Below are 14445 nucleotides of genomic sequence, written 5' to 3'. Positions count from 1 at the left end.
GCGTGCGACGGGCCGAGGCCCGGCCACGGCACGACGAGGTGTGGAGGACCAGACGTGTCGAACGACGGCCAGTGGGGCCAGCAGGGCGACTACCTGCAGCAGGGCGGGTATCCCGACCAGAGCGGCTATCCGCAGCACGGCGGCTACCCGCCGCAGGGCGGCTATCCGCCGCAGGCCGGGCCGGGCGGCCAGCAGCCTCACGGGTACGGTCCCCCGCCCCAGGGCTACGGGCAGCCCAGCGGCTACGGGCAACCCGGCGGCTACGGGCAACCCGGCGGCTACGGCGGACCCCAGCAACCCGGAGGTCCCGGGTCCGGCGGATCGAAGAGCTGGCTGTGGGTGCTCGTCGGGGTCGTCGTCGTCGCGGCCCTCGGCGTCGGGTCGTACTTCCTCTTCTTCGCGGGTGACGACGAGAGCGCGCAGGAGCCGCAGCAGGAGGGCGGTCTCCCCGCGCTGCCGGAGGATGGGGTGCCGGAGGGCGAGATGCCGGAGGGCGGGATGCCGTCGATGCCCGACGACCTGCCGACCGACATCCCCGAGCTGCCGGGCGGTGACGGAGGGGACGGCAGCGACGCCCCGTTCCCGGAGATCCCCGGCGGCAGCGGCGAGTCCGAGGCCACCGTCGTCGACGTCGAGGTCGGCGCACCCTTCGAGACCGCCGAGGGCCACACCATCACCCTGAACTCGTTCGAGCGGGACTTCCAGTGCGACGGCCAGCCGCTGACGACCGACTCCTTCGTGGCGCTGGAATTCACCGTCACGGCCGCGGGCTCGACCCAGGCGACCTCCCCGTCGGCGGGACTCACGCTGCAGTCGCCCGAGGGCGACATCAACTCCTTCGACGCGATCGGATGCCTGAGCGACACGAGCCAGGAGCTCGAGCCGTTCGTCGACCCGGGCGCCACCGAGACCGGTCTCGTCCTCCTCGTCCCGCCGGCCGACGGGCCGTTCACCCTCGAGTACGACCCGATGATGGGGATCGCCATGCCGGGCACCGACCTGTCCGTCGCCCGCTGGACGATCGACTGACCCTGCGCCGTCCAGAGCCGTCCAGGAGCGTCGAGATCCGGTCGGACCAGGCCGGTCCCCGGCCCCACGTGAGCCACACCGGGCTAGCGTGGCGGCGCCACCCGCCGCCCGGCGGGCCGCACTGCGAGAGGATCGCGGTGCCGGAAGCGTCGGCGCGGAGGTCGGCATGGTGGACGAGGAGCACCGGCTGGCCCGGGCCGGCTATCTCGAGGAGTTCTTCCACGACCAGGACGGGCCCGGACGGTACGCCGACGGCCGGTTGCCGCCCCACCTCGACTTCCACGAGGGCCACCTGACACAGACCGGTCCCGACCGAGCACGCCCGGACCCCGCCACCGCCACCGCCCCTGTGGGAGCGGGGGGTGGTCGGCACGTCGCTCGTTCGCACGACTGGCCCTGGCTCGTCGTCGGGGCGGCGACGGTCGTCCTCGCGGCCGTGGTCGGCTACTGGGTCGTCGATACCGCCGAGCGCGACGGGCTCCCCCTGGACGCCGTACGACCGCCACCCGCCATGACCGCGAGTCCCGCGCCGACAGTCCCACCCACCGCACCACCGACCACGCCCGCGCCCGTCCCCTCACCGACGCCGTCGCCCACGCCCCCGCCGGACGGCCCGGACTCGCCGTTCCCCTTCCCCTTCCCGCTCCCACCGGGGACGCCCGGAGCCGGGGGCGACCTGCCCGCCGGCATCGCCCACGCGTTCCCTCTCACGCAGGGCTCGGCCGCCGCCGGGGACGACGCCGTCGTCGACGTCGTCGCCATCGGCGAGACGTGGACCGGGCCGGACGGGACCACCCTCACGATCGACGACGTCGAGCGCGACCTGCAGTGCTCCGCCGCCTGGGCGCCGTCCGGAGAGGTCGTCGCGCTCGAGGTGACGATGACCGTGCCTGCCGACACCCGGGCACCCGCCCTCACCCTCGTCCCCGGCGTCACCCTGAGCTCGCCCGGCGGCACGCTCACGGCCGTGACGCCCGCATGCCTGGCCGGCGGCTCGACGGCCCTCCCGAGCACGGTCTCCCCCGGCGAGACGGTGTCGGGCACGGTCCTCGTCCTCGCCCCCGGGCCGGGGCGGTTCGACGTCGAGCTCGAGCCCGGCATTCTCGACGACGCCGGCCCGCAGACCTTCGTCCGCTGGACGATCGACTGAGATCGGTCCTCCGACAAGAACCCGGGCACCCCTCCCCGTTTCCGGTCGCGCTGCCGGGGCGCACCGCGCCCGTAGGCTGACGCGCATCGCCCGGCCGGGCGGCAGACCTGGGAGGACACGATGAGCAACGAGGGACGCTGGCGCCACGAGGGGAACGCGTTCGAGCAGCCTGGGGCCGACGCCACCCGGCCCGTCCACGCGGGCGACGCGCCGCGCGCCGACGGCCCCGGCGCCTACGGTCCGGTCTCCGGCAGCCAGGGCTCCGCGGGGCACGGCACCTCGGCGTACGGCTCCGACCACGGGCGCGGAGCCCAGGGCGCGTCGGCTTACGGCTCCGACCGCACGGGCGGAGCCCAGGGGGCCTCGGCCTACCGCGGTAGTGAGTACACGGCCGGCGGGGCCGGAGCTGCCCCCACCTACCAGCCCTCCTACGGCGGCGGATCCGGCGGCGACCTCCCCCCGGGCGACGGCGGGAGGACCCCGCGCGGCGGAGGATTCCCCTGGCTGGCCGTCATCCTCGGCGTCCTCGCCGTGGCGGCGGCCGCCGTCGCGGTGTGGTTCTTCCTCCTGCGCGACTCCGGCAACGAGGAGGCCGCGACCGACGATGCCGACGTCGAGGTTCCCAGCGGGGAGTCCGGCTCCGACTCCGCCCCGCCGACCGACGAGGACCCCTCCGGCGACGAGACGCCGAGCGACGACCCGACCGAGGAGGGGACCGGGCCCGGGGACGAGTCCGACACCGACTCGCAGGACGAGTCCGAGACCGACGACGGGTCGGAGGACGACACCGGCGGCGCGGAGTCCCCGAGCGACGACGACGCCGACGGGCCTGGCACCCCCGACGACGCGACGCTCCTCGAGATCGGCGAGACCCACACGCTTGAGAACGGCATGGAGGTCACCCTCGACGCGGTCGAGCGCGACGCCGAGTGCGCCACCTCCCCGGGCGACCCGTTCACCGCCCTGACGTTCACGGTGGTCGCGCACGACGACGAGCTCGTCCCCGCCGTCCCGCCGCTGCCGGGCATCACGGTGTCCACCTCAGAGGGCGACATCAACGCGGTCGACGTCCTCGGGTGCATCGACGACTCCGAGTCCCTGCCCCCGGTGGTCGGCCCCGGCGAGGAGGCCACCGGCACCGTGCTCGTGCCCGATCCCGTCGAGGGTTCCTACGACGTCATCTACCAGCCCGTGACGAACATCGTCTCGGGCGGCGAGACCGAGGCCCTGGCCTGGACGATCGACTGACGCTCCCGACCGCGACGCTCGCCGGGTGCGCTACTGCGGGCCGCGGCGGGCTACGGCGGGCCGAGCGAGCGTCGCCTCGACTCCAGCTCCATGAGGGCGGCGAACCGCTCCGCGTAGGCAGCGTCGTCGGGGTCGGTGCGCTGCAGCGCACCCTTGGCGTCACCGATGAGCCGGGTGAGCCCCATGCGTACCAGCGCGACGACGACGCCGCGCGCGTAGTCCTTCAACGCCTCGGGGCGGTCCTCCGGGAGCGGGGCCACCGCCATGCCGGTCACCGAGTCGGCCACCGGTCCGACCGCGTTCTCCCGCACGGCCTCCACCCAGTGCGCGGCAGCCTCGCGCTGGGCCGCCTGCTCGCCCGCCCCGGCGCCGCGCCGCTCGGCGAGGTGCGTCGCGAAGGTCGCGACCCCGCCGGCAGCCCGGATCGCGTCGTGCGCGGCACGGTAGGAGGGGACGGTGAAGGTGTCGGCCGAGAGTGAGTCGAAGCCGGCTGCGGCCGCGTCGGCGGGCAGCTGGAGCGCGACCTCGAGGACCTGTCGCTCGAGCCGCGCGACCGGGTCCTCCGGGCCACGGTGCCCGACGGCGCCGCCCGCCGTCGCCCCCCACGAACCACCCTGACCGGCGAGCTGCCCGTCGGGACGGCCTCCGCCCGGTTGCCCGGGCCCGCCGTCGTACGCGGGCGAGGCTCCGCCGTCGGGGCCCGGTCTTCCTTGTCCTCCCTGTCCCCCCGGTCCTCCTTGTCCTCCCGGGCCTGACCGTGCCGGCGGGGCCGCGCTGCGCCGCGCGCTGCTCTCCGCGGACCGGACGGCCTGGCGGACGCTCACGTCGTCCATCCCCAACCAGCCGGCGAGCTGCCGGGCGTACTCGCCGCGCAGGGCGCGGTCGCGGATCGCGGCGACCACCGGCGCGGCCGAGCGCAGGCCCGCCACGCGTCCCTCGGCGGTGCCCAGGTCGAGGGAGGCCAGCGAGGAACGGATGACGAACTCGAACAGCGGCTCGCGGCCGGCGACCAGGTCACGGACCGCGGCGTCGCCACGCTCGAGCCGCAGGTCGCACGGGTCCAGGCCACCGGGCGTGACGGCGACGAAGGTCTGGGCGGCGAAACGCTGGTCCTCGTCGAACGCGCGGATGGCAGCCTTCTGCCCGGCGGCGTCGCCGTCGAACGTGAACACCACCTCACCGCCGCGCGCGGACCCGGCGGTCATCACGCCGGACGCGGCGTCGCCGACGTCCCCGAGCAGGCGGCGCACGATGCGCACGTGGTCCTCGCCGAACGCGGTGCCGCAGGTGGCCACGGCCGTGGTCACGCCGGCCAGGTGCGCGGCCATGACGTCGGTGTACCCCTCGACGACGACGACCTGCCGACCGCGCCCGATGTCCTTGCGCGCGAGGTCGATGCCGTACAGGACGTGCGACTTCCGGTACAGCTGCGTCTCGGGGGTGTTGAGGTACTTCGGCCCCTGGTCGGACTCCAGCAGCCGGCGCGCGCCGAAGCCGAGTACCTCCCCCGAGGTGGAGCGGATGGGCCAGACCAGGCGGCCCCGGAACCGGTCGTACACACCCCGCTGCCCCTGAGAGACGAGGCCGGCCGCGAGGATCTCCTGGTCGGTCAGCCCGCGGCTGCGCAGGTGCTTGAGCAGGTGGTCCCAGCCCTCGGGGGCGAACCCGACGCCGAAGTGCGCCGCGGCGGCCTGGTCGAAGCCCCGCTCGGCGAGGAACGCGCGGGCGGGCGCGGCGCCGGGCGAGGAGAGCTGGTCGACGAAGTACTCGGCCGCGATCCGGTTGGCCTCCACGAGACGGCGACGACGGCCGGGCTCGGTGCCGGACGACTGACGGGAGCGACCCTCGCCGTCCTCCCGGCGCAGCTCGAGGCCGACCCGGTCGGCGAGCATCTCGATCGCCTCGGCGAACGACAGGCCCTCGATCCGCTGGACGAAGCTGACGACGTCGCCACCCTCGCCGCAGCCGAAGCAGTGCCAGACGCCCACCTGCGGGCGGACGTGGAACGAGGGGGTGCGCTCGTCGTGGAACGGGCACAGGCCCTTCATCGACCCGACGCCGGCGGACCGGAGCGTGACGTGCGCGCCGACGACCTCCTCGATGCGGACCCGCTCCTTGACCGCCTCGATGTCCTCGCGGCGGATCATGCCCGCCACTCAGTACACCTCGGAGAGCATCCCGCACAGCCGGGCGTGCCACTGCTGCGCGGACGTGTCGGTGAGCGACGCGATCTGGTCGACGACCACGCGCAGGCGCTCGGCGTCCGAGCCGACGGTTCGCCAGCGCTGCGCCAGGTGCGGCTCGAGATGCTCGGCCCCGCCCGCGCTCAGCGCGTCCGCGAGGTCGAAGAGGATCGTGCGCTGCGCCAGGTAGAGCGGCTCGGTCTCCCGCGGCGCCATGACGTAGTGCGCCGCGACCCCCTTGAGCGCGAGGATCTCGGCCTCGGTGCCCGGCGGGACGACGAGGTCGGCGGCGTACCGGGTGAGCGGGTCCTCGCCGTGGCGCTCCCGGGTCGCGTCCTCGGCCGCGGCACAGAACCGGCCGATGAGCTGGCTCGCCATGTCCTTGAGCGCCGCGAGGCCCGCCCACGAGTGGTCGAAGCTCCGCGGGACGACCGGAAGTGCGAGGACGCGGTCGAGGGCGGCGCCGATCTCGTCGTCGCTCAGCGCCGGGTCGTACCAGGAGCGCACCTGGGCGACGACGCCGTCCTGCACGCGGTCGGCTCGGACGCCCGCGATGTCGACGCGGCCCCCGGCCACGGCATCCTCGACGTCGTGCACCGAGTACGCGACGTCGTCGGCCAGGTCCATGACCTGGGCCTCCAGGCAGCGGCGCCGATCGGGGGCCCCGTCGCGCAGCCAGGCGAACGTCTCGGCGTCGTCGGCGTAGACACCGAACTTCGCCGTCGTCGTGCCGTCGGCGCGGCGCGGGCCGGCACCCGTGGCCCACGGGTACTTCACGGTGGCGTCGAGCGTGGCGCGGGTGAGGTTGAGGCCCACGCCGGTGCCGTCGTCGGTCATGATCTTCGGCTCGAGCGAGGTGAGCAGCCGCAGCGTCTGGGCGTTGCCCTCGAAGCCGCCGATGCCGGCGGCCACCTCGTGCAGCGCGCGCTCGCCGTTGTGGCCGAACGGCGGGTGACCGAGGTCGTGGGAGAGGCAGGCAGCGTCGACGACGTCCGGGTCGCACCCCAGCGCCTGACCGAGCTCGCGGCCGACCTGCGCGACCTCGAGGGAGTGCGTGAGACGCGTGCGGACGAAGTCGTCCGAGCTCGGACCGAGGACCTGGGTCTTTGCGCCGAGACGGCGCAGCGCCGAGGAGTGCAGCACGCGGGCGCGGTCCCGCTGGAACGGGGAGCGACGCGGATTCTTGCCCTCCTCGGGCCACCATCGGTCGGCGTCGGTGGCGGTGTACGGGGCCGGGACGGACCTCGTCCGTGCGACCTGCTCCGCCGATGCGCTCACGGATCAAGTCTAGGTGGCCCGGTCCCGCGCTGCTCCCGCCCTCCCCAACCCGGCGAGTGAGCGCGGTACTGCCGGCGCTTATGACGAGTGAGCGGACCTCTGCCCGTTCCGTGTGGCGAGTGAGCGGACTTCTGCCCGCTGGGGAGCGGATTCCGGTGTCGCGCCGAGGCGCCGTTGCCCAGTCAATCGGGTAACCGTCGAGGCAGTCCCCCGGGGGCACTGCCTCGATGGTTACCCCATTGACTCACCGACCACACCGAGCCGAGCACCGAGCATCGCGACGACGACGGGCGGGCCCCGCACCCCATCAGGGTGCGGGGCCCGCCCGACAGGTGAGCGCCGCCCGGACCTCGGTCCGGGCGACGCTCACCGGCGGAGCAGAACTCCGCTCACTCGTGGAGCAGAGCAGAGGTCCGCTCACTCGCCGATGATCGGCATCAGGTTCTGGTCAGCGGCGGACTCCGAGGGTGTCGGAGCCGTCGCCGTCCCAGTCACCGACGTACACCTCGTCGCCGGCCCGGCCGTACCGGACCTCGGTGTCGGCCACCGTGGAGGTCAGCGAGTTCGACACCAGGTAGAGGTTCCCGCGGCGCACGGCGAAGGTGTCGACCGCGTCGCCGTCCCAGTCACCAACCAGCACGTCATCACCGGCCCGGCCGTAGTCCAGCTCGACGTCCGCCCAGCCCGTGCTGAGCGAGTTCGAGACGAAGTAGGTGTTGCCGCGGCGGACGGTGAAGGTGTCGACGGCGTCGCCGTCATAGTCCCCGACCAGCACGGTGTCGTCGGCGCGGCCGTAGTCCAGCACCGCATCCGCGTTCCCACCGGTCAGGGAGTTCGACAGGAAGTAGCTGTTCCCACGACGCACCGCGAACGAATCCGCGCCGTCCCCGTCCCAGTCACCCACCAGCACCGCATCGTCCGCACGCCCGTAGGTCAGCTCGACCTCCGCCGCACCGCCATACAGCGAGTTGGACAGGAAGTAGGCGTTACCCCGACGCACGGCCAGCGTGTCGGACCCGTCGCCGTCCCAGTCACCGACCAGCACCTCATCACCCGGACGACCGAAGCTGAACTCGTGATCGGCCCAGATCCCCCACCCGTCGTTCAGGTAGAACCCACGCCCCGGTGACGGCGGCACCGGCTCAGGCTCCGGCTCGGGGTCCGGACGAGGCTCACCCGGCTCCTCGTCGTCGCCCGGCACCGTCACCTGGCCGGCCACGGCCTCCGAGCGACGCTCGCCGAACCCGTGGGTGAGGCCGAACTCGTGGGTGCCGGTCGCCGTCGGGTCCGCGAGGGCACCCTCGAGGGTCCAGGAACCGTCCTCCGCCACGACGGCCTCACCGGTGACCGCGCCGGTGGCGACGACGGTCGCGCCCGGCTGCCCGGTGCCAGTGAGCGCCGGGAGGACGCCGTCGGCGCCGGACTCGAGCTCCGCCGTCGGGGCCGTGAAGGCCTCGACCTCCGGGCGGTCGATGAGCCACTCGCCGGGCTCGGTGGCGCGGTCGATGACGCGGACCTCACCGACGCCGCCGTGCCAGCCGGCCCCGACCTCGTCGTCGCTCAGGGCGGCGCCGATCATCCACGGGTAGCCCTCCTCGAAGGACATGCCGTTGCCGTCGCTGATGTTGCGCAGGATCGGCATGCCGTCCACGTACATCGTCACCGAACCGTCCTCGGGGTCGTTGACCATCGCGAGGTGGTACCAGTCGTCGGAGGTGATCTCGCCGGACCATGCGGTGCGGTCGCCGGTGGTGGGGTCCTCGGGGACGACCGTCCACTGGAACTCGCGCAGGTTGGAGAAGCCGATCGACGCCGGCGAGTCGGTGTAGTCCCAGATCTGCGCCATGTCCGGGATGCGGGAGCGGTTGCCGGAGCGGGCCAGCGCGCGGGTCCACGCGTTCTCCTCGGCGGTCCACTCCTCCGAGATGTTGATGAACGCCTCGATCGTGTAGCCGTCGTCGAACTCGACGTTGGTCACGGGCACGCCGTGCTCGGTGCTGAAGTAGCTGAACCGGTCGTCGCTGTTGGACGAGTTGTCGAAGCAGATGCCGCTCGCGGAGGAGGAGAAGGCGTGTCCCTCGCACAGGGAGACGTCCGCCTCCTGCGCCGTCGGGGAGGTGTCGATCGGACCGCGGGTCATCGCCTGGTCCTCACGGATGACGTCGGGCAGGATCGCGCCCTCGGGAAGCACCTCCCCGATCTCCGCGTCGACGAGGTTCGGCCGCCAGTGCGCGACCGTCCCCTCGGTGCGCACGAAGTCCTCGGTGGAGCCCGGAACCGCACGGTCGACCGGCGGCACGCCCTCGAAGCCGTCGAGGATGAGGCTGCGGGCGCGCTCCGTGAGCGAGGTGTCCTCGCCGTCGCCCGGCTCCCAGTCCGGGTTGAAGCCGGAGAACCGCTCGGCGAAGTCGATGTCGACCGTGTACTCCTCGTTGGGAGCGTCGAGCATCGGGCGGTCGTGGACGGTCAGGTCCTCGGGGTCCTTGCCGACGACCCACGGCGAGGGCGCCGACACGTGGATCGCGTCGCTCTCCAGGTCGAACTCGAGCAGGCCCAGGTAGCCGTTGCCGCCCTCGTAGTGCATCTGCCAGTCCTGGAGGATCTGGATGACCCCGTTGCCGTTGTCGTTCTCCACCACCCGGTGCGTCGACCCGTGGTTGTGGCCCGAGAGCGTGAGGAAGATCTGGTCGTTGTCACGGATCAGCCCGTCCCACAGCCGCTCCCCGTTCCCGCCCGTCACAGCGGTCACGCCGTCCGAGTCGACGCCGAGGATCTCGTGCGAGACGAGGATCGTCGGGAGCGTGGGGTGCTCCGCCATGACCTGGTCGGCCCACTCGAGCGTCTCGTCCGAGGTGCGCCAGGCGAGCGAGAGCACGAGGTACTCCTGCCCCTCGGCCTCGAAGACGTGGTACTCGCTGAAGCCGGTGGCGTCGCGGCCCGAGTCCGGGGACTGCGCGGCCGAGCGCTCCGGGGAGAACCACTGCAGGTAAGGCTCGTCGGGACTCAGCTCGGTGTCGTTCGACCTCGAGTCGGTGAGGTCGTGGTTGCCGGGCAGCACCGAGTACGGAAGGCCGGCGTCTTCGAGCACCTGGTGGGCAGCGTCCGGCGTCTCCCACTCGCGCTCGACGCCCGCACGGTCGACGACGTCGCCCACGTGCGTGACGAACGGGATGTTGAGCTCGTCGCGCACCTCGGCGAGCCACTCGGTCTGCGCCTGGTACGGGTTGCTGCCGTAGCGCGGCTCGAACTGGTCGGCCGCGTAGCGGGAGTAGAACTGGGTGTCCGGCAGGTTGGCGAGCGTCCAGCGGGACCCCTCCGCCGCCTGGTCGTTCTCGTCGGTCTGATCGTCCTGTGCCGCCGGGTCCGGGGGCGCCGGCTGCGCGAGCGCAGGTGCGGCGAGCGTCGCGGCGAGAGCGGCGGCGAGCATTCCGGCCGCCGCGGTGGACATTCTTCGAGCTCGTGCGCGCACGACTCTCCTCTTCCTCGCGTTCAGGGGGATGGTGGGTGCGCCGAGGGCGCATCCCTGCGGAGCAGACCAGCGCCCGGTGAACGGTGGCTGGATCTCCGGCGGCCGCCAGGTGAATCGCAGCCGCCGGTGCCGGGATCGCTCATCTGCGGGTACGCCGTGATGTCCGAGCACGACGGGCATGCCGGCGGCTGCTCGCTCGCCGGGCAGAACCACGCTCGCTCGCCGGGCAGAACCGCCCTCTCGCGCCGTGTGGGCTTGGTGGGCCGCCCGGGCGGGGCCACAATGTCCGTCTATGGCTCTCGCGACGATCACCACCGACGCCGCCACGACCGGTTCGCGCGCCACGCGGATGCTCCACCGCAGGCCGACGGACCCGCTGCCGTGGTGGTCGACGGCCGCGGTCTACGAGACCGCCGAGGTCCGCACGGTCGACGCCCTCGACGACGTCGCCGCTCACGTGCCGCACGTCGCCTCGCTCGGGTGCGACGCGCTCCTGCTCACGGCCCCCGAGCTCGATCCCCGGCACCCGCTGGTCGCCGAGGCGGTGGCCGCCGTGGTCCGCCGCGCGCACCGTCGCGCGCTGAAGGTCGTGGCCTCGGTGCTGCCGATCGAGATCTCGGACACGAGCGCCTCCCACCTCGCGCGGGTGGAGCGCTGGCTCGCCCTCGGGGTGGACGGGATCGACCTGGGCATCGCACGCGGCACCACCGACGCCCGCGCGCTCGGCCTGGACGAGCGGGAGACCGCCTCAGCCGGCGCACCCGCGCCCCGGACCTTGCTGCGCCACCCCCGCGGAGCGACCCCCGGTGCCTTGCACGCGGTCGTCGCCGAGCACGACGGCGCGCTCACCGGCGGCGTCCGGGCCCTCTCCCTCGAGGCCTACGCCGAGGTCCTGCACGAGGACTGGCTCCACGCCACGCGGGACGACCGGCTCGCGCGCACCGGCTGGGACACGGCCGCGATGGGTGAGGCGCTCACCGGGGTCTTCGGCGTCCACGAGCCGCTCGGCGCACGCCCGGCCTGGGCCCTGGCCACCGGTCGCGCCGCGGCCCCACCCCCGACCTGGGCCCACGCGCGCGACGCAGCCGAGAGCGCCCGGCGGGTCCGCTCCATGACGGCGCTGACGCTCATGCTGCCCGGTGCGGTGTACCTGCGTCAGGGCGTCGAGCTCGACCCGGACGACTCCCCCGCCGGCGGCTCCGCCGAAGCGGGTAGCTCGACCGGATCGCTCGGGGACCTGGTGGCGGCCCTCGCGCCCGTGCGGCACCAGGACGACTCGACCTACGAGCGCCTGCGCGCGTGGCTACGGCTGCGCCGCGAGCTGGGCACGGCGTCGGGCTACCTCGGGCTGCGCGACGTCGACACCGACGCGTTGGTGCTCGTGCTCGACTCCCGTCACCTCGTGCTCGCGCTCGGTCCGGATCCGGTCGAGCTCCCGCCCAACGCGCACGTCACCCACGCGTCGGCCGACGTGCGCGACGTCGACGGGGGGCATGTCCTCGAACCCGGCACGGCCGCACTTCTCCGCCTCGGCTGACGCGGCTCCTCGCCCGGAGGCCGAGACGGCTCGGACCGCCCACGCCGCCCGGCCCGCCCAGGCCGCCCACACGGAGGGAACAGCCGGGGAGAGCTGCCGGCGAGGGCAGCCGGAGACACGCGAAGGGCGGGCGAAGGACCCGTCAGGTCCTCCGCCCGCCCTCGGCTCCGCCCGCGTTACTCGGCGGGAAGGACGAGCTCCTGGCCGACGTGGAGCAGGTCGGGGTGGGCGACCGTGTCCTGGTTGACGGCGTAGATGCCCTGCCAGCCGCTCTCGATGCCGTGCGCCTCGGCGATGTCGAACAGGGTGTCGCCCGCGACGACCGTGTAGGTCTCGTCGGACGGCGCCACGTCGGGCAGCGCCGGAGCGGGCTCGGCCTGCTCCTGCGGGGCGGGCTGGGCCGGTGCCTGCTGCTGCGGAGCCGGCTCGGCCTGCGGTGCCTGCTCCTGCGGGGCGGGCTGGGCCGGTGCCTGCTGCTGCGGAGCGGCCTCGGCCTGCGGTGCCTGCTCGGCCGGTGCCTGCTCCTGGGGCGCCGGCTCGGGCGCGGGCGTGTCGCGAGGCTCCGCCTCGCCGGTGGCCCCGATCTGTGCGGAGCACGCCGGCCATGCGCCCCAGCCCTGTGTGGCCAGCACGTTCTCCGCGACGCGGATCTGCTCGGCGCGCGACGCGTCGGCCGGGTTCCCGGTCCCGCCGTTCGCCTCCCAGGTCGACTGGAGGAACTGGAGGCCGCCGTAGTAGCCGTTGCCGGTGTTGATCGACCAGTCGCCGCCCGACTCGCACTCGGCGAGAGCGTCCCAGGTGGCGTCGTCAGCCGCGTTCGCGGCCGTCGGCATGAGCATCGCCCCGGCGAAGGCCGCGGCACCCGCGGTGGTCATCAGTCCGCCGCGCAGGAATCGCTTCGATCGCCGTGCGCCGCTGGTGGTGGTCTGCTGCTGCATCACACTGAACTCCACGGCCCCGTCCCGGGATGCGCCGTCGACGCGCCCGACCGCCCGACCGGATCAGATCGATTCCATGTCACGAAGGACTCGCGGGGCGGATGCGACGGCCGTCCTTCGCAGTTCAAGGTCCCGACGCTACCCGCACATCACGAAATGGCAACAGTCGGCCGGCAGCTCCACGCGCACCCGGTCCGGGGCCTCGGACACGTGCCGCGACAGCAGGTCCGCCCGCTGCCGGTCCGCGGGGCGCAGCGCCGTCGGCCCTCGAAACGGCGCGGTGGCGCGGCGTATGCCGGTCCGGCCGCCCCCTGCCTGCTGCGCCCCCGCCCGCTCCCCGAGGCACTCGTGCGGTCCGGTCGAGCGAGTTTCCGTGAGGATGAGCACGCCTGTGCCCGTCCACCGCGAATACCACCCGCCCCACTCCGCTCAGATGAGCATCTCTTCCCGGCCCACTGCACCGCCCCTCTCCCCCGGACAGCACCCCGCGTAGGCTCAGACTCGCAGCGCACGGCGCTGAGAACTTCTCACATCGCGGTGAGCACGCGCTCATCGGGGTCGGTCCCCTCGCCCCCGTCGACGCCGCCTCCGCACGACGACGACGAGGTGTGGAATGACCAAGGCGAAGAAGATCATCAACGACCCGGAGAACCTGGTCGACGAGGTGCTCGACGGGCTCGTGCTCGCCTCGCACGGGTCCCTCACGCGCGCTCCCGGCTCCCGGGTGCTCGTGCGCGACTCGATCGAGGACGGCAAGGTCGGGCTCGTCATCGGCGGCGGCTCGGGGCACGAGCCGATGTACACGGCCTACGTCGGCGAGGGACTCGCCGACGCGAGCGTGGCCGGCAACGTGTTCGCCGCCCCCGCGCCGCAGCACGTCCAGGAGGCCATCGCGGCCGCCGACCGCGGCAAGGGCGTCCTCCTGCTGTACGGGAACTACGCCGGCGACGTCCTCAACTTCGACATGGGTGCCGAGCTCGCCGAGGACGACGACGAGATCGACACCCGCACGGTCCTCGTCAACGACGACGTCGCCACCGACGACCCGGACACCCGCCGCGGCATCGGCGGCGCCTTCTACGTCGTCAAGATCGCAGGCGCGGCGTGCGCACAGGCGGACTCACTGGAGGAGGCCGAGGCGCTCGTCGTCAGGGCCCAGCAGGCCACGCGCACGCTCGGGGTGGCCGTCCGTGCCGGCTCCCTGCCGGAGACCGGCGAGCCGACGTTCGAGCTCGGCGACGACGAGATCGAGATCGGCCTGGGCATGCACGGCGAGATGGGCGTCGAGCGCTCGGCGATGATGACCGCCGACGAGCTCACCGAGAAGATGGTCGACAAGCTGGTCGCGGACCTGCCCTTCTCCTCCGGCGACCGCGTCGCCCTGCTCGTCAACAACCTCGGGGCGACCACGCTCATGGAGCTCCTCGTGGTCAACCGCAGGGCCCGTCAGCTCCTCGAGGACAAGGGCATCGAGGTCGTGCGCACCGACGTCGGCTCGTACTTCACCTCCCAGGAGATGGCCGGCTTCTCGCTGACCCTCCTGCGGCTCGACGACGACCTCGAGCGTCTCCTGGCCGCGCCCTGCCGCTCGCTGCCCTACTCGCAGGCCTGAG

The 14445-nt window shown here is 73.5% G+C and carries 9 protein-coding genes; 5 read left to right on the top strand and 4 right to left on the bottom strand.

Annotated features, from left to right (window positions below; translation table 11 throughout):
* The first annotated feature begins 54 nt into the window (after nucleotides 1–54).
* The 3 genes from AC24HA_RS08680 (at nucleotide 55) to AC24HA_RS08670 (ending at nucleotide 3427) form a co-directional block, all read left to right on the top strand.
* Nucleotides 55–1029, top strand: coding sequence for a hypothetical protein (locus AC24HA_RS08680; protein ID WP_425708991.1), 975 nt, complete (start codon nucleotides 55–57; stop codon nucleotides 1027–1029).
* Between the two features lie 166 nt (nucleotides 1030–1195).
* Nucleotides 1196–2179: a hypothetical protein gene (locus tag AC24HA_RS08675; RefSeq protein ID WP_425708992.1), complete on the top strand. Its 984-nt coding sequence runs from the start codon at nucleotides 1196–1198 to the stop codon at nucleotides 2177–2179.
* Nucleotides 2180–2299: 120 nt separating this feature from the next.
* Nucleotides 2300–3427, top strand: coding sequence for a hypothetical protein (locus AC24HA_RS08670; protein ID WP_425708993.1), 1128 nt, complete (start codon nucleotides 2300–2302; stop codon nucleotides 3425–3427).
* Between the two features lie 50 nt (nucleotides 3428–3477).
* Here AC24HA_RS08670 and dnaG read toward each other — a convergent pair whose 3' ends face one another.
* The 3 genes from dnaG to AC24HA_RS08655 form a co-directional block, all read right to left on the bottom strand.
* Nucleotides 3478–5583, bottom strand: coding sequence for a DNA primase (gene dnaG / locus AC24HA_RS08665; RefSeq protein ID WP_425708994.1), 2106 nt, complete (start codon nucleotides 5581–5583; stop codon nucleotides 3478–3480).
* The gene (locus AC24HA_RS08660) at nucleotides 5584–6888 is read right to left on the bottom strand and encodes a deoxyguanosinetriphosphate triphosphohydrolase (RefSeq protein ID WP_425708995.1); all 1305 of its coding nucleotides are present in this window, start codon (nucleotides 6886–6888) and stop codon (nucleotides 5584–5586) included. It abuts the gene before it with no gap.
* 448 nt (nucleotides 6889–7336) lie between these two features.
* Nucleotides 7337–10336 carry a metallophosphoesterase gene (locus AC24HA_RS08655; protein ID WP_425708996.1) on the bottom strand — a complete coding sequence of 1000 codons (3000 nt, stop codon included), beginning with the start codon at nucleotides 10334–10336 and terminating at the stop codon, nucleotides 7337–7339.
* Between the two features lie 313 nt (nucleotides 10337–10649).
* Here AC24HA_RS08655 and AC24HA_RS08650 point away from each other — a divergent pair, with 313 nt between their 5' ends.
* Nucleotides 10650–11894, top strand: a complete 1245-nt coding sequence (locus AC24HA_RS08650; protein ID WP_425708997.1) for an alpha-amylase family protein — start codon at nucleotides 10650–10652, stop codon at nucleotides 11892–11894.
* A gap of 176 nt (nucleotides 11895–12070) precedes the next feature.
* On the opposite strand, the gene AC24HA_RS08645 is transcribed toward AC24HA_RS08650, so the two are convergent.
* Nucleotides 12071–12832: a transglycosylase family protein gene (locus AC24HA_RS08645; RefSeq protein WP_425708998.1), complete on the bottom strand. Its 762-nt coding sequence runs from the start codon at nucleotides 12830–12832 to the stop codon at nucleotides 12071–12073.
* A gap of 613 nt (nucleotides 12833–13445) precedes the next feature.
* Here AC24HA_RS08645 and AC24HA_RS08640 point away from each other — a divergent pair.
* Nucleotides 13446–14444, top strand: coding sequence for a dihydroxyacetone kinase subunit DhaK (locus tag AC24HA_RS08640; RefSeq protein WP_425708999.1), 999 nt, complete (start codon nucleotides 13446–13448; stop codon nucleotides 14442–14444).
* Nucleotide 14445 lies beyond the last annotated feature (1 nt).

The sequence above is a fragment of the Georgenia sp. Z1491 genome, from assembly GCF_057652395.1.
Note: the sequence above shows the minus strand (reverse complement) of the source record. Positions and strands in the feature narration are given on the sequence as shown.